The 22,072-nt window shown below is 50.1% G+C and carries 18 protein-coding genes; 11 read left to right on the top strand and 7 right to left on the bottom strand.

The window, feature by feature from the left end:
* Positions 1-687: a tellurite resistance TerB family protein gene (locus KGF88_RS06030; protein WP_153826645.1), complete on the top strand. Its 687-nt coding sequence runs from the start codon at positions 1-3 to the stop codon at positions 685-687.
* On the opposite strand, the gene KGF88_RS06025 is transcribed toward KGF88_RS06030, so the two are convergent.
* Together KGF88_RS06025 and KGF88_RS06020 are read right to left on the bottom strand one after the other, a co-directional pair.
* Positions 673-2,850, bottom strand: a complete 2,178-nt coding sequence (locus KGF88_RS06025) for a hypothetical protein (protein WP_228759518.1) — start codon at positions 2,848-2,850, stop codon at positions 673-675. The genes KGF88_RS06030 and KGF88_RS06025 overlap by 15 nt on opposite strands.
* Before the next feature lie 94 nt (positions 2,851-2,944).
* Entirely contained in the window at positions 2,945-3,160 is a 216-nt protein-coding gene (locus KGF88_RS06020) for a hypothetical protein (RefSeq protein ID WP_153826644.1), read from the bottom strand.
* Between the two features lie 259 nt (positions 3,161-3,419).
* Between KGF88_RS06020 and KGF88_RS06015 the strand changes: the two genes are divergently transcribed.
* A complete protein-coding gene (locus KGF88_RS06015; protein WP_153826643.1) occupies positions 3,420-4,970 on the top strand; it encodes a hypothetical protein in 1,551 nt (516 codons plus the stop codon).
* A 3-nt stretch (positions 4,971-4,973) separates the two neighbouring features.
* Here KGF88_RS06015 and KGF88_RS06010 read toward each other — a convergent pair whose 3' ends face one another.
* Both KGF88_RS06010 and KGF88_RS06005 read right to left on the bottom strand, forming a co-directional pair.
* Entirely contained in the window at positions 4,974-6,014 is a 1,041-nt protein-coding gene (locus tag KGF88_RS06010) for an AraC family transcriptional regulator (RefSeq protein ID WP_153826642.1), read from the bottom strand.
* Positions 5,995-6,912 (bottom strand): GGDEF domain-containing protein, encoded by a 918-nt coding sequence (locus tag KGF88_RS06005; protein ID WP_153826641.1) that lies wholly within the window; start codon positions 6,910-6,912, stop codon positions 5,995-5,997. Before KGF88_RS06005 ends, KGF88_RS06010 begins: the two co-directional genes overlap by 20 nt.
* 237 nt (positions 6,913-7,149) lie before the next feature.
* Here KGF88_RS06005 and KGF88_RS06000 point away from each other — a divergent pair, with 237 nt between their 5' ends.
* Positions 7,150-9,705 (top strand): TonB-dependent receptor, encoded by a 2,556-nt coding sequence (locus KGF88_RS06000; RefSeq protein ID WP_153826640.1) that lies wholly within the window; start codon positions 7,150-7,152, stop codon positions 9,703-9,705.
* A 17-nt stretch (positions 9,706-9,722) separates the two neighbouring features.
* Positions 9,723-11,474 (top strand): phytase, encoded by a 1,752-nt coding sequence (locus KGF88_RS05995; RefSeq protein WP_238387075.1) that lies wholly within the window; start codon positions 9,723-9,725, stop codon positions 11,472-11,474.
* Positions 11,475-11,565: 91 nt separating this feature from the next.
* On the opposite strand, the gene KGF88_RS05990 is transcribed toward KGF88_RS05995, so the two are convergent.
* On the bottom strand, positions 11,566-13,029 hold the full coding sequence (locus KGF88_RS05990) for a purple acid phosphatase family protein (RefSeq protein WP_153826638.1): 1,464 nt from the start codon (positions 13,027-13,029) through the stop codon (positions 11,566-11,568).
* Between the two features lie 126 nt (positions 13,030-13,155).
* Positions 13,156-13,542 carry a thiol-disulfide oxidoreductase DCC family protein gene (locus KGF88_RS05985; RefSeq protein WP_110076318.1) on the bottom strand — a complete coding sequence of 129 codons (387 nt, stop codon included), beginning with the start codon at positions 13,540-13,542 and terminating at the stop codon, positions 13,156-13,158.
* A 220-nt stretch (positions 13,543-13,762) separates the two neighbouring features.
* Here KGF88_RS05985 and KGF88_RS05980 point away from each other — a divergent pair, with 220 nt between their 5' ends.
* From KGF88_RS05980 to KGF88_RS05950, 7 genes are read left to right on the top strand one after another with little or no spacing between them, the layout of a single operon-like run.
* Complete coding sequence (locus KGF88_RS05980) at positions 13,763-14,362, top strand: thermostable hemolysin (protein WP_153826637.1); 600 nt, start codon at positions 13,763-13,765, stop codon at positions 14,360-14,362.
* Positions 14,356-15,822 (top strand): AMP-binding protein, encoded by a 1,467-nt coding sequence (locus KGF88_RS05975; protein ID WP_228759517.1) that lies wholly within the window; start codon positions 14,356-14,358, stop codon positions 15,820-15,822. Before KGF88_RS05980 ends, KGF88_RS05975 begins: the two co-directional genes overlap by 7 nt.
* Complete coding sequence (locus tag KGF88_RS05970; protein ID WP_110076320.1) at positions 15,819-16,484, top strand: TenA family transcriptional regulator; 666 nt, start codon at positions 15,819-15,821, stop codon at positions 16,482-16,484. Before KGF88_RS05975 ends, KGF88_RS05970 begins: the two co-directional genes overlap by 4 nt.
* Entirely contained in the window at positions 16,485-17,291 is an 807-nt protein-coding gene (locus tag KGF88_RS05965) for an SDR family oxidoreductase (protein ID WP_110076321.1), read from the top strand.
* Entirely contained in the window at positions 17,288-17,971 is a 684-nt protein-coding gene (locus tag KGF88_RS05960) for a tetratricopeptide repeat protein (RefSeq protein WP_110076322.1), read from the top strand. Before KGF88_RS05965 ends, KGF88_RS05960 begins: the two co-directional genes overlap by 4 nt.
* Position 17,972: 1 nt before the next feature.
* Entirely contained in the window at positions 17,973-18,650 is a 678-nt protein-coding gene (locus KGF88_RS05955) for a response regulator (RefSeq protein WP_153826636.1), read from the top strand.
* On the top strand, positions 18,651-20,009 hold the full coding sequence (locus KGF88_RS05950) for a histidine kinase dimerization/phospho-acceptor domain-containing protein (RefSeq protein ID WP_153826635.1): 1,359 nt from the start codon (positions 18,651-18,653) through the stop codon (positions 20,007-20,009).
* Here KGF88_RS05950 and KGF88_RS05945 read toward each other — a convergent pair.
* Positions 20,006-22,003: an LTA synthase family protein gene (locus KGF88_RS05945; RefSeq protein ID WP_228759516.1), complete on the bottom strand. Its 1,998-nt coding sequence runs from the start codon at positions 22,001-22,003 to the stop codon at positions 20,006-20,008. The genes KGF88_RS05950 and KGF88_RS05945 overlap by 4 nt on opposite strands.
* Positions 22,004-22,072: the final 69 nt, after the last annotated feature.

Below are 22,072 nucleotides of genomic sequence, written 5' to 3'. Positions count from 1 at the left end.
ATGAATACAAAAGGTTTGCTCGAGCAGTTATTAGGGTCTGGTAGTTCGAATAACTCGGCCACTAAAGGTCAGGGCCGTGGCTTTTTTGATAGTTTTGGTGGCGGTGCCGTTACTGGCGGAGCACTGGGTTTACTCTTAGGTAGCAAAAAAGGCCGTAAACTTGGCGGTAAAGTGCTCACTTATGGTGGCCTCGCGGCGCTTGGGGTGTTTGCCTACAAAGCTTATAACAATTACCAGCAAAAACAGAGCAATACCAACAGTAATACCAGCAGCAACCCGCAAGGTTTCTCTGCACAGACCATCGATCGTGTGCCAGCGGCACAAGTAGAAACTCACAGTGTGGCAATTTTAACTGCGATTATTGGTGCCGCTAAAGCCGATGGCCATATTGACGAGCGCGAACGGCAGCTGATTGACCAAGAAATAGGCCAATTACAAACCGATGCTGATACCCAACAATGGTTGCAGGCTGAACTGGCTAAGCCGCTTGATCCTAGCGATGTTGCGAGGCAAGCGAGTTCACCAGAAATTGCGGCAGAAATGTATTTAGCTAGCGTGTTTGCGGTAGATACCCAAAACTTTATGGAGCGTAGCTACTTACAAGAACTAGCGCGCCAGTTACGGTTAGAGCCGGGCTTACAGGCCGAACTAGACCAGCAAGCCCAACAAGCATTACAGCAATCCTAGCGGCCAACCAAAGTGCCACACGTAGGCGCAAAAAACGATAGTCACTACCAGTAATAGCCAAAAACCCCAACGCGTGCGTGGTTGCGCGTAGGGGTCGGCTAACGCCCGCTCAGAGTGCTCTGGTAACTTAGCTACCCCGGTGAGTGCCGCCCCGAACGGGATATTAATGATAGCGCGAGTATTCACTGCCCAACCATTAGCATCCAACAGCGGGCCCAAATTACGGCGGCGCAAGGTCATGGCAGCCATCAACATCGATGGGCCGGAGATCAATAACATCACCCCTAGCAATACCAGTGGCATTTGCCATGCCGGCAGCGCCAAAAAGCCAGCAGCGAGGGCGGCTAAAGCGGTACCAATGGCACCTAACGCCAAACCAATGGCGGCAAAAATACCGGCAAACTTGGCAATATCAAAACTGCTTTTAGCAGCTGGCGCTGGGGCTTTGGCAGTAGCTTGAGTACTTGCCTGAGCACTCGCTTGAGTGATGCCGGCGCTGGTTTTGCTATCAATGTCTTTATCGCGCGCAGCCGCAAATTTATTGATTTGTGTTTCAATAAAAGCAGCTAATCGTTTGTAGGGTGACCAGAACGCCTGGCGCACGCTGATTGGTTGTGACACCACTTTAGTAACCGTTGCTTTCCAATCGCGCCCTTGGCGATCATAAAAGACCCCATTGCGGCCGGCGGCCATCGAATAATCGACATCTCCTGCGGTGAGTGCGGCAACGATCTGCAGCGGGGCTTGGTCTTTACGGGTGCAGGTGCAGTAAAGCAGATAGCAACCACTGAACGAGGCCATGCAGGCATGTTTAGCTGCATCGGCTACTCGCAATACAAGTTCGCAGCTGCGCTGATCAATAAACAAGGTACCGGCCTGAAAGATAGCTTTTTGGCGGCGCTGATAAAAGTCGCTTAAACTAACAAAGTTACGCAGGAGTTGTACCAAATCGCGCTGATAACGGCATAATTTTTCGAGTGCCTGCACGTTTTCAGCAAAACTGGTAATGGCTGCATCTTCAGCAATAAGAGCTGCTAAGTCGGCTTGGCCATGACCTTGAGCCAGCTCAGCCAGGCGTTCAGCGGGCAGTTGATGTAACGCACTTGCTGGGCGCTGTGCTTGCCACGCCTGCCATGGTGCCAATAAACCTTGCACTGCAGTCCAGTCAGCCCGGCTAAGATGGGTGCGAGTGGGCTCGGTACCTAATAGCGGCTCGACCACTTGGGTCAGTAGTTGTTGCATGGCATCAGCCCAAGCTGGGTTTACTCCTGTTTGCAATGGCAATGCTGCGGCAGCATCAATGGTGGCCAAGGGCAGGGCCGCCAATTCTGTATCTAAAGTAGCAATAGCGCGGTTACTTAAACTACCGTACACGCCGGTATCAGGATTTAACGAAGCAGCAGCGCGCTGATCAAAAGCGGCCAACTGACAGCGCACAAAATAGTCATCCACTTTGGCTTGCACCCGTTCCAGTGCTGCTACCGCCGCTGGGGTTTCAGCTCCTAACGGCCATAGTTGCGAATCATCGGCGTCACCTGCTCGTTGCCAATCCACAATAGCTGCTGCTTGCTGAAAAAACTGCTCGAGCAAACTTTGGTTCACGCCCTGGCTGCCACTGCGATCGGCAACGCCACCTAAACAATCGATGATGTCTTGGATCAATTGCTGTAGTTGCGGATCTTGCGCCAATTGAGGCGCCACCACACCATCACCATTAAAATGGTCGGCAGCATAAAGTTTGGTGGTATCAAGAAAATCTTGCACCGTCAGAGCAGCATCGTTGGGTTTATCTAAGTAGGTCAGCACGCGCTGAGCTGCCGCGTACAAGGCAGCACCCTCGGCATCGTCGGTCTTTAATGCAGTTAACGGCACACCTGGTTCAGCAAACATCAAGTTGCTATCCACCAGCCGAGCACAGCACCAGCGTACCGCCGCAATTAACTCAGGTACCCGAATCTGACCATCGTTATCGGTATCTAATAACGAAGTTGTGGCAGCATCAAATTCTAAACCTAAGGTAGGACAGTTCAACACTGTCCATAATTTTTGGTCTAACTCGCTGAGGTGTTCTAAATCAGCGCCACGGCTAATCACTACTTGATCAAATCCGCCGGAACGAAAAAAGCGCCAAGTATGGGAAGATGAAGTTGAAGAGATGCTCACGATAACTGCTCCATGGAGTTACATATCAATTGATATGCTTAATCATTGAGCAGAAGCTGAAATATCGCAAGTGCTATTTCAGCTTAGCGGGTTTTTAGCTTAGCGCATGGCTTAGCGCATGGCTTAGAGCATGGCTTACAGCATGGTACGCATCGGTGCTCCATACCAAACTCATGAGGACACTCACTAGTGCCAGTAGCAGCGGCATCAGAATAGGTAAACAGAGTAATAAAACAAGACTCCACAGGGCTAACCGAGCGGTCGGTTGAGGCGGCTGTTTTAGCTCAGATTGATAATTAGTGCCAGGCATAGTCTACTCCAAACCAAAAGGCGCGGCCGGTGAGGGTTCGCGATGAACGCTCGAGTTACGTGATTATTAGACTGGCTGGATCTTGATGCGAATTATTATCATTTACAAATAATCGATGGGGATTTTTTATAGGCTCAAAAACACAATCGCAAGCCCAAGTTTTTTAACACTTTTGTTTAAAAAAGATTGCATAGTTTGCAAACTGCTAACAGAATATCGGTGCATTCGACCCTCTAATAACGGCTCACGGAGCAGCTTGATGACCTACATAGCAAAGCATTGGCGCGGTGAATTATCCTTGGCAGTCGCGTTCTGGATTAACCTGGTGGTGGTTAATATTGTGCTGAATATTCTGTCCTCGGTGGGCTTGGTGGTGCTGGTTGCACTGGCAGAAGTTGCGGGTTATACCCCAAGCGATAGCGCCATCATGGTTGGGATGTTGGTGTTGATGCTGGCCTACATACTACTTAGCGTGTGGCAACTTGTGGGTACTTGGCGCTCAGCTCGCCGGCATATCCAACAAACGGGTCGTTATGGCTGGGCCATAGTCACCAAAATTTTAGTTTTTCTGGGTTGGTGTTCGCTGTTGTTTGTATTGCTCGCGGTGCTGATGGCGTTTACGGCCGAAGACGGCGATTGGTTTGAGTCGTTTGATACTGAACAAGTACGTTTAGATGACGCTGGGCATGTGCTCTTTGTTAACGGATATTTGGACCGCGGGCTTGCCAACTACGTGGATCAGCAATTAGCACAAGCTCCGTTAGTGCAAGTGGTAGCCTTAAATAGCGAGGGTGGTTTAGTTGCAGAAGGGCGCAAGTTAGGCGAAGTTATCAGCAATTACGGCCTAAATACCTATGTTAGCGAGCATTGTGCTTCGGCTTGTACCTTGGCTTTTATTGGCGGCTACACTCGGTACCTTGCCCCCGGCGCTAACTTAGCTTTCCATCAATACTCGATGGAAAACTCTACGGCGGCGCAAGAAGCTGATTTAAAGCTCCAACAATACGATGACATGCAGTTATTTCGGCTAGCCGGCGCCAGTGAAAACTTTGTCCAGTCGATGTTTCTGGTAGCTGCTGACGATCTTTGGTACCCCACCATCGATGAACTGATTGAGCATGGCGTCGTCACCGCGGTCGCGCCACTGCGCCAACTGGTGCTAGAACTTAGCAACCAACACGGCGGTAAAGTCGAGGATGCCTACCAGCTCGCCGATGAAGCTTTTAGTCAATTGCCGCCCTTTATCACCATCGCCGAGCAAGCTCCTGAGGTGTATCAAGAGATCTTAAACGAGTTTGTGAGCTTGTACCAAGTTGGCGCGGATTTTTCTGAGATTCAGCTGCAGGTTGCCAACTACGTGAATGAACTGAAGTTTAATGCTCTGCTGGCGGTCCCTGATAAGGTAGTGATTGAATATATGCAAGCCGAATTGGATATTTACCGCGCCTTGGTTGAGCAAGAGCCGATTTTGTGTATGAGGGTGCTTTATCCCGATAGCTTTGGCAGCATCGTCTTTACCAATCATTTTGATCAGCAATTTCTGAATAATCAATATCAAGCCGTCAGCTCATTGCTTAGCCACGGCTTAAACCAAGAGCCCGTGGCCATCAACCACGATGGTGCCGAAAACGATTTGCCGGTAGTGCTCGAAGGCTTAGACGACTGGCTGCCGTACCTACAAAACTTAGGAAGTGATAGAAATGGTTATGCCAATCACTGTTACGCCACCATCCAATTATACGAATCGATCTTAACCCGGTTACCAAGCGACCAAAGCGCTAACATGCTGCGCTGGATGATGGTGCCTTAGTCGTCAGCTAAAAAGCGGCTGTAAATTGGCCCGGATATGATCGGGACAGACGCCCAGCCAGCGCTTGCAAGCACGCCTAAAATTATTTGGGTTAGCGTAGCCAAGCAACTGGGCTAGCTCGGTATTGTTATAGGGGTATTGCTGCAGCAACTGCAACAAGCGTAATTGGCGAACGCTATCAACACAGCTTTGGTAATGACTACCATGGTGCGCTAAAGCTCGTTTTAACGAGGATACACTGAGATTGCAGTGCTGCGCTAACAGCTCAATAGAAACCGTCTGTTGCTGGCTAATCCGAACTAAGAGCCAGCGCAGCACCTGTTCTAACAGCGACTGGTAACGAGCGTGCTGATGTTGCAGTTGGCAGAACGACAGTGCTTGCGCTAACGCAGGTTGCTCATCAGCACCACCGGGCTTAGCTTGGGATAGCTGCTGCCAGGGGAGGTGCAGGGTTAGCAGCGGCCCAGTATGAATCGATCCCAACCATTTATGCCAAGCGCTGGGGAGTGCCACCTCGGCTGCCAAGGGCCAACTCAAATGCCATTCGGACACCGCAACTTGATGGGCCCTAGCCAAATTAATCAACACCCCAACAGCTAATAGTTGCGGCGCCGCCAGCGCTCCTAGTCGCTCTCCTAGTCGCGGCAACAGTGTTAGCTTGAGGAAGTCGCCATGACGCTCGGTTAAGGCAAACTCAAGCGGTAGCAGCAAACTCTGATAACGTTTTAGCCAGTGTAACGCCTGTCCCCATGTAGGAGCACTGGTCACCGCTGTTAACAGCGGACTATAACTTTGTTGAATGAGATCTTCGCTTAACAACTGCCATAGTTCTGAATTAGGGAGTGCCTGTTGGGCGTTCTGTAACAATTGCCACCAATCCTGAGGGCTTACGCGTAAATTACTAGCGGGCAAGGTTTGTTTAGCGAGCGACGTTTTGCGTACCAACTGGGGTGGTAAAACGCCACGTCGTTGCGCTAATGGCAGCAAGCTGTGCAGCAGCGGATTAACTAATAATCTAGGTTGATTAACTGCGTGCCATACCATGACAATACTCGTTGGTGACGCTCAGCTTGGCGGCTGCGGCTTGCGGTATAACTTTGGCCGCTAACTGTACTTTAAGTAGGGGCAGGCTTTTGTTTAATTCACGGTGTAAATGGGGCAGGGTGGTGTCCAACCAACGTTGTGCCGCAGTTGTGTTGAAGTGAGGTAAGATCAACATAAACCTGTCATTATTGTCCCGGCACACGGTGTCTTGCGGACGACTAAACAATAATAAGAGGTCAGCAAGCTCACGTAAAATGAGATCGCCGCGTGCCGCTCCGTATTGGTGATTTAAGCGCGCAAATCCGACAATATTTAACTCAACTAAACACAAAGGATGGCGCTGTAGCTCAGCTAATGCCAGTTCACGCTGTAAAGCTACCTGAAAATAAGGCCGGGTATAGAGCAGGGTGAGCGGGTCGAGCCAGTTATGTTCGCGTAAATGATGTTCACGCAATTGCAGTTGGCGTTGGATGATCTGGCTTTCGCGAAACCAATTAATAGCGGCTAGGCCAATCACTACAAAGCCGAGCGGCATGGGTAAAGACTCGAGCCAGCTCATTAATCGTAGCTCTTCGGGATAAGCAAAGAACTCGTCTAGCACATCTAAACTCATGGAAGCCGTGAGTAATAACCCGCCGATGAAAATCAACTGAGTTACTCGCCCGGACGGTCGTGCGCTAAGCACTAAGGTAAGCACCATCAGGATAATCAGCAGGCTTGAGCCCTCACCGAGTAAATCAATCAGGTCTACTTTAGCGAGCCCTTTCAAGTCACCTAAAGAGCTCGCCAACAACAAACAGAGGAGATTGGTCAGGGTTAACCAAGCAAACAGTCGATAGCGTTGTAGGCCGGATTGAATGGATGTTGGTGCCAAGGATTGCGACATAAATTGCAGCATGGTTGATAACCTAAAGGTTCGCTTGCCGGTGAGCTAATGTGGCCAAGCTTAACCAGCCTTGTTTACATAGATGTGACAAGCGCTGCGGCTACTGACCCAAAAAGACCCCATCCAAACAGCTCATGCCACCCTTGCTGAGCGCATCAGTTTGTCATAGCAGTCCCTTATAGTAACCGGCAGTTACGACTGTTCACCAGTCACTCACCCTAGGAATTAACCATAAGGAAAGTTACTGCTATGAAACCATCTTATCTAGCTTGGCTGATCGCTGCAGCCTGCGGTCTCCCAGTCGCAGCACCTGTGTTGGCACAGCAAACTCCGGTCACGACCACCAGCACCGAACAAACCGCATCTGAAGCTACCGACGACATCGAAGAGGTGTTAACGATAGGTAGTCGCGAGGCGTTGCAAAAAGCTGTACAGCAGCAGCGCGATGCAGGCGGTATCATCAACGTCGTGAAAAAAGACGATATGGGTAAGCTGCAAGATGATAGCGTTAGTGATGCCTTGCAACGTATTCCTGGTTTGTCGGTAGAGCGCGACCAAGGTGAGGGACGTTTTATTCGGATCCGTGGTTTAGCTCCAGATTTAAACTCAGTTTCTTACAACGGCACCCAGCTAGCAGCGCCTGAAGCAGGACGTCGTGCTGTTGCCCTCGATGTTATTCCGAGTGATTTATTAGAATCGATTGAGGTGAATAAAACCCTCACCCCCGACATGGCTGCTGGCAGTTTGGGCGGTAACATCGAGCTAAAAAGCATGACAGCTTTTGATCGTGACGGTGCTTTCTACTCTGTCACCACAGATCTTGGCTACAACCAGCAAGCCAGTGAGACTAATCCGAAGGTTTCCGGTGTTTGGAGTAATACCTTTGGTTTAGGCCAGCAAGACAAGGTGTTTGGGGTTGCGTTAGCGGCCAGTTACCATGACCGTTCATTTACCACCGATAACGTTGAAACCGGCGGAAACTGGGACCTCGATGAAGCTGGTTTAGAAGAGTTTGAGCAACGTGCCTATGCGGTCAATAGAGAGCGCACCGGCTTAGCGTTGAATTTAGATTTTCGGCCTACAGCAGATGGTGACTATTACTTGCGCAGTTTATACAGCGAGTTTGCCGACACCGAGATTCGTCAAGGACGTATCGTTGAATTTGCAGACCCGATGCAAGCGGGTGTTGCTGGCGCAGGTGAAATAGCACGAGAGCTGAAAGATCGTAAAGAAACCCAAGAGATCACTGCTGTGGTGGTGGGTACGGAACAACGTTTTGGCGATTGGACCCTGCAACTTGAAGGCGGCACCAGCAAAGCCAGCGAAGTACAGCCATTTGCCATCGGTGGCGCTAAGTTCACGCAGGAATTTGCCGATGGCCTCAGCTACCAAGGCACTGAACGGCTTGCTCTGCAAGGCCCGGCAGCTATTAATGCAACGGCCGGCTATGAATTAGATGAAGTTGAAGTAAGCGATGCCGACACCGAAGAAACCGAAAACAATGTCAAACTTGATGTGGCTTACAACTGGTTGCAACCCAGCTATCAAGTGACCTTCAAGGGCGGGGTTAAGCTGAGTCAGCGCGAAAAAACTGCGCGTGAAGATATTTTTATCTTTGAAGACTTTGCTGATTTAGGGGTAAGCGGCCTAAGCCTAGCTGACTATGCTGGTGCTGACGTTGATTACGGGCTGGATAGCTTTGGCCCAGGCATTAGCGCAGCTGCACTGTGGCAGATGCTAGAGCCACTCGCCATGCAAGATTTTAGAGATGACGTAGAATCTGCGATTTCTAGCTACGCCATTGATGAAGATATTTCCGCCGGCTACCTGATGGCAGATATTCAGGGCGATGCATGGCAAGTGATTGTCGGTTCGCGCTATGAATACGATGAACGGGTTGCTCGCGGCAACAGTTACAACGATGAGTCAGGTGAATTTAACGCTTTAACCGCAAGCTACAGCAATGCCCGCTGGCTACCTAGCTTAGTCACTCGCTATGATCTAAGTGATGCCACCGTTGCTCGGTTTGCCTACAGCAGTGGTATGGTGCGCCCAAGCTTTGAGCAAATACGCCCAAGCTACTACCTAGAAAATGATGACGGCGACTTAAAAGCTGAATTTGGTAACCCAGATCTAGAGCCTTTAACCTCGGCTAACCTTGATCTAGGCATTGAGCATTACGATGAAAATCTCGGTGTGATGTCAGCCATCTTGTTCTACAAAGATATCAAAAACTTCGTCTACGAGGCTGATGTTGCGGGGCGCCCAGGATACGAAAGCTTTGACGAAGCGATTACTTACATCAATGGTGATGACGCCTGGGTTTACGGGTTGGAACTCAACTTAGTGCATCAGTTCTCGGGCTATCAAAACTGGCTCGATAACTTTTTAATCAATACCAACTTAACCTTCACCGACTCAGAAGCAACCGTCGATTGGTTAGACGATGGTAGCTTGATGACGCGCGATATCCCGCTACCTAGCCAATCGGATACCACCGCCAACATTGCGCTGGGTTATGAAACCATGGATCTCAGTTTACGCTTAGCAGCCAACTACAAATCTAAGTACTTATTAGAGCTAGGTGACATCGAAGACAGCCGCTACGATATTTATGAAGACGACAACGTTACCGTCGACTTCTCCGCTAAGTATCTCGTTAATGAGCATGTGAGTTTGTCGTTCGCAGCAAATAATATCACCAACGAAAGCTATTACGTGTACACCGGGCAACGCCGTTACAACGCCCAATACGAAACCTACGGACGTAGCTTTACCCTTGGTCTGCAGATTACAAACTGGTGATAACGATGTCTTATGCGATGAACAAATTAACCTTAGCTTTGACCCTATGGCTGGCCGGTAGCAGCGGACTACAGGCACAAGCCTTGCCAGAGCAGGTGTCACAATTACCCTTAAAACGTAGCCATGCACTTGGCCCGGAGCAACAGTTGTGGGGCGCCATGGATGGCGATACCCAACAATTGCACTTGTGGCGACAAACCCCAGCGGCACGCTCACCAGCAGACGCGCAACTGGTGTGGCAAGGCGAGGTGACCACCCGTGTGGTTGAAGATATCTGCTTCTATCAAAGCGAACAAAATGGGCAACTGTCAGTTTTCTTGATAGGGGGTCGTGGTGGCGCTGAACAATGGCTGTTGCGGCAAGATCAACAGTGGTTATCAACGCCCATGGTGCTGCGTGAATTTAGTGTGCCCTATGATGCCACTGCGTGCGCTTTGCATGAGAATCAGCTCTTAATAGCAGAAGGCGATCAAGCTATCTGGGCCTATCATGCAGAGCCAGAGGCGGATCAAGGCCGCGATTTAATGGCCGTCAAACATCCCTTTGGCGCTATTAAGGGAGAGCTAAAAGCCCTCGAAGTACTGGCCGACGGTCGCTTGCTGGCGCTAGAAGAAGCTCCGCCGCGATTGCTTGAATACCGGGTTACAGAAACCGGGTATCAGCTCACGCAAACTTATCCCATAGATAAGTTTGAGGAGTTACAGGATATTCGGGTTCTAGCTAACGGTAAACTGTTGGTAAGCAATGAAGACACCGGTGCTAGTACCCAACTGAGCTTGACCAAACCTGCCCAAGTGCAACCACCGCGAGCAACTAAAGCGCAGACTGCCCAGGTCGCGGCAGGGTTACAAACCACACCAGCGAGTCGTCGCGGTGATGCAATTGATGACCCAGCCGTGTGGGTGCATCCGCAGCAGCCACAACTGAGTCGAATTGTGGCCACAGATAAGCGGATCGGCTTGATGGTGTACGATATGCAGGGGCAACTGGTGCAAGAGTTACTGGTGGGGCGTTTGAACAATGTCGACCTTCGTGGGCAGCTCGCGGCCGCCTCGTTACGCAACGACAACAGCATTCAACTGTTTGATATCTCAGATGACGGTGAGTTTAGTGTCGCAGCTAACATCGCCACCGATCTGAATGAGATTTATGGTTTATGCATGGGCTATAACTCGGCTGATAACACTACTTCGGTGTACGTTAATAGCAAGTCTGGCCGTATTCAGCACTACCAAGTGCAGCCACATCAGCAAGGTTGGCGTGCCAGCTTGGTGCGAACCATGCAGGTGCCTACCCAACCCGAAGGCTGTGTGGTGGATGACCAAACCCAGCGTCTTTTTGTCGGCGAAGAAGACCACGCCGTATGGCTGTTTGACGCTGCTGCAACAGCAGGCACAACGGGGCAAAGGATTATCCAAGTAGATCAGCATCCCGAGCTGGTTGATGATATTGAGGGCCTCGCCTTCACCTATCATGATGGGCTGCCCCTGTTGTTTGTGTCTAGCCAAGGCAATGATAGCTATCTGGTGTTTGAAGGGCAGGCTCCATGGCGCATGTTAAGCCAATTTCGGATCCGCGCCAACGTAGAACTTGGTATCGATGGTGCCTCTGAAACGGATGGTATTGAAGTGACCTCGTTATCCCTTGGCGAGGGCTTTGCAGAGGGCGCCTTTTTAGTTCAAGACGGGCGTAATTGGCAGCCAGAAGCGGGACAAAACCTCAAATTAGTGCCGCTTCAAGAGATCCTGCAATTAGTGACGCAACCTTAAGTTGCTGTCCTTGATTAACCATCCTTAATTTACCATTGTCGAAACCCCCAGCTCTGCGCTTCATGCAGGGCTGGGGGTTTTTATTTTACCGTTACTGAGCTGCCGCTGGGGCATGAATTAAATCTGTGCCATTCCAACAGCGATGAGGTTTAGGTTTGTTTGGGTTGCTACAACGACGCTCAGCCGTGGTAGGCTGAAGGTCTTCAACCTGTTTACCCGCGGCGGTTTTATGTAAGACAAACGCATCATAGAGCTCACCAGTAGCAGTAAAGGCTTGATATTTTACCCGGTCTTGATGAAATTCTAAGGTTTGAAATAGCTGGGTATCTTCGCCTAGACGGTCCATTGTGGCCTGCGCCTGCTCACTCACCAAATACATTTTCGGCCCAGCTACAGACACAGCATAAACCGGCCCTTGGTTATCCGTAGCGGTGGCTGAGGCAGCTTGATGGTCACGGCCGTAGGTATGATCATGGCCTTGCAAGACCAGATCAACTTGGTATTTATCATAAAGAGGCTGCCAATACTTACGCAGGGGGGGATTGTCACGGCCCATCGAGACTGAATGCATCGGATGATGATGAAAAACCACCGTCCAGCGGTTTGGGTTATTGGCTAACACCTGCTCTAGCCATTGTGCTTGCACTTGTGCCAATTGCTCTGATTGCAACGCCTCGGTAGAGTCTAGCGCGATATAGCGAACGCCCTGCACATCACTGTAGTAAACGGTGTCGGACAAAGCTTCTGGACCATTTCCGGCAACCTCATAATGCGCCACCCAATGCGGCAGCAAATAACGGATAGGTTGATCATCGTCACTACTGAACTCATGATTACCGGCCGCTGGTAATTGATAAATTGAACCCGCCATCCAACTGGTGGCAGCAAACCACTCGGCCCATTCGTCATCATGAACCCCATCGCGCGAATTGACCAAGTCACCTGCGTACAACATCACTTTAGCCCGTGGTGCGGTTAACAGTGCTTCGCGTACGGTTCTTGCGTAATGCGACAGTACCGCATTTTGAGCATCACCAAAATAGAGTGCGGTATAAGGCTTAAAGTCTGCCGCTGGGGTTTTAAATTGATGCCAGCTACTCCAAGTGTTCAGTCCCTTAACCCGATAGGCATAGAGGGTATCAGGCTGCAACTGGCTGAGTTGCACACGATGATGATGGGCCTCGCCATTGGGGCTATTGAGCTTTATTGAGCGGCCTATCAGTTGCTTGGCCTGCGTATGCAATCCTGGTGACGGCGTTGCCACAGCGAGTTGCAACAAAGATTCGGTAACTGAACTGTTGGTACGCCAAGTTACTTGAGCTGAACTGCTAGCAGCAGCGCCCGGCAATAAGGTAATACGCTCAGGATAAGGGCTCACTTGGTAACGCGGCTCGTCGCTTAACACCAGCGTGTTCGCTGCAGTCACTGCTTGCGCTGGCGATGCTTCGGCAGCAACCGAAGTAGGCCCAGCACTGCAGCCAAGTAGCGCACTCCCAGCAAGCACTAAGCCGCTAGCCCAAGCCACACGCGACAACAGAAATTGAGATGGCAACATAAGAGGTCCTTGTAGTGATTTTAGTGACAGGTGTATCACTACAAGATAACAACGATGGGTTACTAGCGGCTGACAGAAAGCCTCATGAATGAGCTAAAAAGAGTGGGTTAACTAGCAGCTCTTGGTTTATTCATCTAAAGAACATTGCAAGCAGCGCTCACGTCCCGTAATTAAACGCGAAATACCATTGCGATTACGAGCAAAAAATAAGTAGCCACGATCTGCCAGCCAGCGGATCAACGGCCAGCGTAATGCGGCTGTCAGCCAACCACGACCCACCGCCGACCACGCGGCATGAGTCACATCGAGGCCGTACAGCATGGTGCCATCAGATTGCTGACCGTGCAAAATGCGGTTAGCTTCAGCTACGTCGATATGAGGAAAGCGCTCGGCGAAATCTGTGGCCCAAATATTTTCAAACTGCAATCGTTGTTGTTTGTCTTTGCGTTTAAGGTGGCGCATTTCGTTCACACACAGTGGGCAACCGCCATCATAAAATAAGATCAAAGCCATACTGACTACTCCGCTTTATCATTGCGCTATAGGTTACGTAGCTTACATAAGTTACATAAGTTACATAAGTTACGTAAACAAGCGTTAAAAGATCGTTTTTTGGGGCCCTGCACTGAACTTTATTGCGCACCTTTATGACACATTGCCGCTGAGCATCTTAAGCCTTTCTTAAGCTTCACCAACTAATCTAGCCATCAGCTGCTACAAGCAATGGAGCTCGATGATGTTGTCTCAATTTATTTTACCTAATCACCCTAAACGCAACCAGGTAGAGCGGTTTATTTGCGACCGCTATTGGCTTCATTTTCAGGCCTGTTTAGAACGGCTACCACCCCTGTTGCTAGCTTTGTTTGAAGACGAAGAGGTGGTTGCGGCCTGTGCTATTCAGTTAGCAGAACAGGGCCCGATGTTTTCTGAATATTATTTACCAACAGTCGCACAAAATTGCATAGCAACAAGGGTTGCAGCCACAGTCTCGCGGCAACAACTCGCAGAGATAGGCTCATTAGCAGTGGCTGATGGCCGTTATCTGACGCCACTTTTTTCTGCGGTTTATCAAGCAGCTACAGCGCTTAATAAGAACTACCTATTGTTTACCGTAACGCGGTTTTTGCAGCTTAAGTTACAGCGCTTGGGTATCCAAACCCAGCCGTTAGGTTTAGCTCATGAGCAGCAACTGCCGAGCACATTACAGGGCCTCTGGGGTAACTATTACCAACAGCAACCGCAGGTGATTTTGGTGGCTGTAAACCAAGGCTGGCCGTTAACAACTCAAGTGCCGGCCACCGCGCCGCACAGTAGCGAGGCATTATCATGCTAATGCAACCGCAATTGCTGAACCTGATACCTTTGATGGCACGCTTGCAACAGCATGCGCAACAACAGCCACATCAGCTTGCCCTGCAAGACCACCAGCGCAGTCTTACCTACGCTGAGTTGTATCATGAGGTAAGCCAGCTTAGTCTGCAATTCTGTCAAATGACATCACCGCGAATTGCTATACAGCTTGATAACTCGGTGCAATGGGTGGTGACGGATCTGGCCATCTTGGCCGCCAATGCGGTGCAGCCGACCGTGGCTATTCCCATCCCAAGCTTTTTCAGCGCCCAACAGCAGCAACAAGTTTTGCTTGATAGTGGCGCTAATCTGTTGATTGATGCTGCTGGTATGCAGCCGTTACTGGTAGCGCAGCCCGCACCGCCGTTACCGCTAGGCACGGTTAAAATCACCTATACCTCAGGTAGCACAGGCACCCCCAAAGGGGTCTGTTTGAGCGCCCAAAATATTCAGACCACGTTGGTGGCGTTAGATCAGCGCTTAGGAGAGCTAGCCGTGCGTAAGCATCTGAGCTTAATGCCACTGGCGGTGCTGCTGGAAAACCTTGCGGGTGTGTATCTAAGTTTATGGCGCGGCTATCAGGTGCAGTTACAACCCGGCGCAAAGCTTGGTATGCATGGTGCGCACGAACTTCAGCTTAGCTCATTCTTTCAAGCGTTGAATCAGTTACAGCCCCATAGCCTGATAGTCACCCCGGGGTTAGTCAAAGCGCTGGTTTATGGGGTGCAGCAGCAGTACCTCAAATTGCCTGACTTGCAACTGGTTGCGGTGGGCGGAGCGCGCTTGCTACCCGAGTTAGAACGGCAAGCGTTAGCTCTGAAAATCCCCTTGCTGCAAGGCTATGGGCTATCAGAATTTGGTTCGGTGGTGTGTTTTAACCAACCCACAACAAGCACGGCTACGGACCAAGTCGGCACCGTGGGCAAGCCCTTAGATCATGCCAAAGTCTGGTTAGAGCAAGGCGAAGTGGTGGTTTCTGGCAACGCCATGCTGGGGTATCTTCATGATCCCAGTAGTTGGTATCCAACCTGTATTCGTACCGGCGATTGGGGCGAGTTTGATGAGCACGGCCGACTGCTGATAAAAGGTCGCAAAAAGCACATCATCGTCACCGAATTTGGTCGAAATCTCGACCCCGAATGGGTAGAAGCAGAGCTAACCGAGCAGCCGGAAATTTATCAGGCCGCCGTGTTTGGCAGTGAAACCTTACCCTTAACCGGCATTATCGTGGCGGCAGCCGAGGTCAGTGATAGCGCCATCAATGCCGCCATCGCCAAAGTGAATCAAAGTTTACCTGACTATGCTCGGCTGCATGCATGGCACCGAGCAGACTCAGTATTTTCAATCAACAACGCGCAGTTAACCGGTACCGGACGTCTACGCCGGGCTGAAATTGCCAAGGTCTACGCCCACTATTTGTCCTCAGAGAGGTTATTTGTATGAGTTTTTTCAATACCTTAGTAACGGCTACAGCAGACGAGCAAAGCTACTTACTCAGCGCCCCGGTGATCACACAAGCACTGCAGGGTGAGATCAGCTTACCGCTGTATCAAGCCTTTTTGCAGCAAGCCTACCATCACGTGAAATACACCACGCCGTTGCTGATGCGGGCGGGGAGCGCTATCAGCCATCAACAAGAATGGCTGCGACAAGCGCTGATCGACTACATCAACGAAGAGTACGGTCACGAGCAATGGATCCTCAACGACTTAGCAGCGACCGGTATCGACCCAGAGTCGGTGCAGAACAGCCAACCTCATGCCAGTACTGCGGCTATGGTGGCGGTGGTGCATGGCAATATTGATTTGCTCCATCCGACTGCCTTTTTCGGCATGGCCCATGTGCTTGAAGGCACCAGTGTAAAATTAGCTAGCCAAGCAGCAGGTACCATTCAACAGCAATTGGCCTTACCTGACCGTGCTTTTAGTTACTTAAATTCACATGGTTCGTTAGATCTCGAACATGTGCAGTTCTTTGCCCAATTGATGGATAAAGTGACTGATCCAGTGGCGCAAGCGGCCATTATCACCACCGCCAAGCAAGTGTATCGATTGTACGGCGATATGTTCCGTGCTCTGCCTGAGCTGGCGCAGAGGAGTGTTTAGATGGCGACGTTCTCGTGGACTAACCAGCATGTGCTGTTGACTGGTGCCGCCGGTGGGTTAGGGCGTTGTATCGCGCAACAACTAAGCGCGGCCGGAGCCAAGGTGTTGTTGGTGGGGCGCAATAGCAGCAGCCTCGAAGCCTTGGCGCAGCAGCTACAGCAATCTTATTTGCAAGCCGACATCACCACCACGGCAGGACAACAAGCATTACTTGATTACGTGTTGCATTGGCGCACCACGCAGACGCCTGTTACTGGCCTGATCAACAATGCCGGGATCAATCATGCGGGCTTGTTTAGCCAGCAATCGACAACGGCTATCGCTGAGGTGATACAAACCAACCTACTGGCACCCATGCAATTAAGTGCGCTGATATTGCCGTATCTGCCCCATCAGCGGGGCTGGTTAATGAACCTAGGTTCGGTGTTTGGCAGCATCGGCTTTCCTGGGCAAACCCTCTATTGTGCGAGCAAGTATGGCTTGCGTGGCTTTACCGAAGCACTGCAACGGGAACTACCCGCGCAGCAAATAACGGTGATGTACTGCGCTCCGCGGGCTATCGATACCAACTTCAACAGCCCGCTTACGGTGGCGATGAACCAAGCCTGCGGTAGCACCGCGGATGCGCCGGAATGGGTGGCTCGCAAAGTCCTGCAACAAATTGCCCGCGGTAAATCGAAGCAGGTGCTGGGCTGGCCCGAGCGATTTTTTGCCTGGCTTAATGGCTTTATCCCAAGTTTGGTGGCGAACTCCATGCGCTCACCAAGACAACATCTTTATCGGTTAACGAAGGAGTTATCGAAATGAAACTATCTACTTACTCAGTTGTTGCCCTGACCCTGTTAGCACTACCAGCAGCAGCCATCGCCACGAATACGGAGACACCGGCGTCGACCATGGTGGCGCCTGGTCAGCAAAGTCGTTTAAGTGACATTCAACAACGCTGGGCCGAAGTTAATTACCGCCTTACAGACGAAGCCCAGCAGCAGGGCTTTGAACAACTGCTAGCCGATGTACAAGCTTGGGTAGCGGCTCAGCCACAAAGCGCTGAAGCCCATATTTGGCAAGGTATTGTGCAAAGCACTTATGCTGGAGCCAAAGGTGGGTTAGGTGCTCTGAGCCTGGCCAAAGCCGCTCGCAACAGCCTAGAGCAAGCGTTAGCGCTACAACCCGATGCCCTGCAAGGTTCGGCTTATGCTAGTTTAGGCACGCTCTACTTTAAAGTACCGGGCTGGCCACTAGGCTTTGGCGATGACGATAAGGCCAAGCAATTACTTGAAAAAGCGTTAGAATTAAACCCAGATGGGATTGACCCTAACTATTTTTACGCTGATTATTTATTTGACCAAGGGGACTATCAACAGGCGCTTAGGTACACCGAGCTGGCTTTAGCGGCAGCACCGCGCCCAGAACGTCCTTTAGCCGATGCCGAACGCCGTAAAGAGGTGCAGGCATTACGCCAGCGGATTCAAGAAAAAGTGAGATAAGATGCACATTCTACTGGTAGAAGATGATGCGATGTTAGGCCAAGCGGTAGCGCTTGGCCTTAACGATCGTGGCTTTAATGTGGCTTGGGTGCAAACGGGAGCAGCCGCCATTAGTGCGCTACAACACCATGCCTATCAGGCGATGATTCTCGATTTAGGTTTACCTGATCTGGAAGGCTCGCGCGTGCTGATCAATTGTCGCAAACGTGGACTACGGTTACCGATTCTGATCTTAACCGCACGCGATAACAGTCATGAAATTGTCCAGCAACTGGACAACGGCGCTGATGATTATCTCACCAAGCCCTTTGATCTCAACGAATTAGGAGCGCGTTTACGTGCTTTGATCCGACGCCAACAAGGGCATACGTCGGCCACACTCAGCCTAGGCGAGTTGCAACTCAACACCGAAACCCGAGTGGTGCAGCTACAGCAACAACCGATTAGTTTATCGCGGCGCGAGTTTGAGCTGTTAAAAGCGCTGATCTTACAGCCCGGTCGGGTTCACAGCCGTGACCAACTAGAAGCCTCGGTGTTTGATCAAGACACAGACATCGAAAGTAATGCGCTTGAGGTTCATGTGTCAAATCTACGCAAAAAGCTCGGTAATAAAGAGTGGATAGAGACAATTCGCGGCATTGGATACCGGCTAAAACAGCCGGGCCAGGGGGCTCAATAAATGCGTTCATTTACCGATGCTTTGACCAGCCTGTTAGGTAAATCAACTTCCATTCGGCGGCGTATCCTCATTGCCGTATCCGCCGTATACTTGCTCTGCTCGGGCATCACCGTCAGCTGGATTTATCTTGAAGTACGGCACGAAGTAGACGAATTGTTTGACGCCGAAATGATTCAACAAGCTAAAACCCTTGCGGTGATTGTGGCTGAACCAGCCCGCTTGCAACTAACCACGAGCAAAGCGCAGAGCCTGGTAGTTCCTTCGTTACAGCAGCACAGTTATGAAGACCGAATCGCTTATCGTATTGAGGCGCTTGATGGCAGTTGGCAAGTGCTAACCGAAGGAGTACCCGATGCTGCCGCAGTGCCATTTCAGACCGGCTTTACCACCTATCAAGGCGAGCAGTTGTGGCACGTGTTTGGGATGCTAACTGCGGATGGGCAAAGTCGAATTCTGCTGCTGCAAGAAGATGAGTTCAGAGCCGAATTACGCAGTGATTTAGCCATCGACACGATTTTCCCGGTGCTGTTGCTGTTACCACTCATGCTGTGGCTGGGTTGGCTTGCTATTCATCGGGGCTTTAAAAGCTTTGCCCGCTTAGCGCAGCAACTCAGGCTTCGTAGCAATAATAATTATGCGCCATTTCCGTTAGCCAATGAAGGCGAAGAAGTGGATTTGGTCAAGCGCTCTTTAAACCATTACTTAGCGCGCATTGAGCAAAGCTTTGCTCGCGAAAAGCGGTTTTCTGCTGATGCAGCCCATGAACTAAGAACCCCGTTAGCGGCCCTCAAAGTACGCCTACAACGCTTACAGGAAAGCCCTTCAGGCGATCTCCAGCAAGAGATCACCGAGCTGTTAGAAAGCACCAATCGCATCATTAATTTAGTAGAAAGCTTGCTGACCTTAGCCAAAGTTGAAGGGCAGTTGGAGCTCACCGACACCTGTGATCTTGCCAAAGTTTGGCGCCAAGTCTTGGCTGATAATTATGCCCGTATTGAGGCAAAACAGCTGCACACGGAGATCCATTTAGAGGCATCTTGCAAGCGCGCCGGAGCGGCAAGTTATTGGTACCTGTTGTGCAACAACCTGCTAGATAACGCGATCAAGTATGCACCTGCCCAAAGTAGCATCCAGTTAACCCTAGAGCAGCACCAGATGCTTCTTTGTAACCCAGTAGATAGCCAGCACCAGCTTGATATAACGCGATTAACCGAACGTTTTTATCGTGGCAAACAACTGCATGTACAAGGGGCCGGCTTAGGCTTAAGTATCGTGGCTCATTTAGCCACGCAGTTGCAGGTAGATCCCGAATTTAGCTACCACGATCAACGCTTTTGCGTGCAGCTCTACCTGCGTTAGTGGGTTAGTTCCTGGCTGATGTTAGGCTCTGGCAGCCGGTATAATCGTTGCTGATAAAGCACCGAAGGTAAGGCAGCGAAAGCCCTAATACGCTGCTCTTGCGTTTCAATAAGTGGCATTGCAAGTGGTGTAAGCTGCTTGCTAATTGGGTCGTACTGATATCTAAACTCCTGTTGATCCGCTCCCAAAACGGTCAACTGTTGGTGCTCTAGCCAACCGAAATAATCACCAAACTGCATCATCGCCCGATTTGCTGGAGGTTGTGCCGCACTTAAATCTTGGCCAACCGCAGGGATAAATCCCGACAAACCAGCAAGCGAAATCAGGGTCGGTAAAAGATCGATTTGGCTAGCGACATGAGGGATAGTCTTGGGGCTTAAATCAGCTCCAAGAATGAGCCCAGGAATATGAAATTTACTCACAGGAATAAGGTCATCTCCGTAGACTCGGGTATCGTGATCTGCCACCACTAAGAACAGTGTATTGTGCCAATAATCGCTGGCCATAGCTTGTGCAAAAAATTTACCTAAGGCGTGATCAGCGTAACGAACAGCATTATTGAGGCTATGAACAGGTTGCTCTACGGGAGTAATAGCATCAGCGGGATACTCAAATGGCTCGTGATTAGAACTACTAAAGGCCAGCACAAAATAGGGCTGCTTAGTATCATCACGCTGCATGAGTTGTTGGTGTAAACGATCCAATAAGTCTTCGTCAGATACCCCCCAGCTCCCTTCAAATTTAGGCTCAGTAAAAGCTCGTTTGTCGACAATAGAAGCGAAGCCATTACCACTAAAAAAGCTAGCCATGTTGTCGAAGTGAGCTTCACCGCCATACAAGAACTCCGTGTGATAGTGCTGCTGCCGCAACAAACTGGCTAAGGTGAAAAAATCTCGTTGTGAGTGAGTTAATTTTACCGTCGAGCGAGCACGGGTAGGTAAGAAGCCAGCAACAACAGCTTCAATACCACGAACCGAACGAATACCAGTCGCATAAAGTTGCTCAAACCACCATCCATGTTGCTTCAATTGTTCAAGATTTGGCGTTAAAGACTGGCCGTTCACGGTTTTACCGCCGAGTGACGGGACAAAAGTGGCTCCTAAGCTTTCTTCTAAAATAATGACTATATTCAGAGGTTTATCACGCTGAATGCTAGCAGGCTGATAATGTAAGGTGGGTAATTCAGGATGGCTAAACTGATAATTTTTAAGATAGGGTTCGGTTTTTATTACTGCAAAAATATCTGCATCTGAAAGTTGACTATAACCTCGGTTCGCTTGGCTCTCATGTTTCAAATTATAGAGAGCATACAGTAACGTATAGCCTGAACTTAAATGTAAGCTATTGATAAGCGGATCTGCCGTGGTGGCGAAAAAAGCCGGATTAGCGGGACGATGAGACCAAGTGGAGCGCACTCCTATCAGCGCCACTGCGAGTGCTAACGGAAGTATCAGAGCGATTTGCCAACGGGATACCGTATGACTGGGTTGACGTAGTTGATATTGGCTGACACGAAATAAACCCCAGCCTAAGGCCATTGATGCCACGATGGAGAGGATTAACCAGCCCCGAAACCCATGCCAAAGGGTAGCAAATACTTCTGCTGGATAAGCCAAATATTCAAAGAAAAGGCGGTTAGGGCGGGTATCGTATTGGGCGATGAAGGCAGGTGTTGCTAGTTCCATAAACAGCATAAAAAAGCTAAAAAGCGTGAGCAGCCATACACTAAAGCGCTGCCACGCTTGCTGTGCATGGGCTAGTAGGAAGATAGGTAACACCAACAGCACCAGTAAAGCGCCATAGCCAAGCATAATGAAATCAGCACGTACGCCACTCAGTAAATAATGACTCAGTTGGGTAGCTGCCGATGCCCGCTCGTGATACAGATACCAGTACGCCAGTCTAAAAGCACCCAGTAAAACTAAATTTATCCCATAAAAATAGGCGAGTGGACGCAACACCATCAATGCGTGGGGGTGTTTTAACGTCTGCATGGTAAGCCTTACTATCTAGCTAAAAACATGCTTTCTAGATTATTTTTGTTGGCTTAAGGCAAGCTTAAG

This window comes from Idiomarina loihiensis (genome assembly GCF_024584785.1).
GTDB classification, from domain to species: domain Bacteria; phylum Pseudomonadota; class Gammaproteobacteria; order Enterobacterales; family Alteromonadaceae; genus Pseudidiomarina; species Pseudidiomarina fusca.
This window is presented reverse-complemented; position numbering and strand designations above follow the sequence as displayed.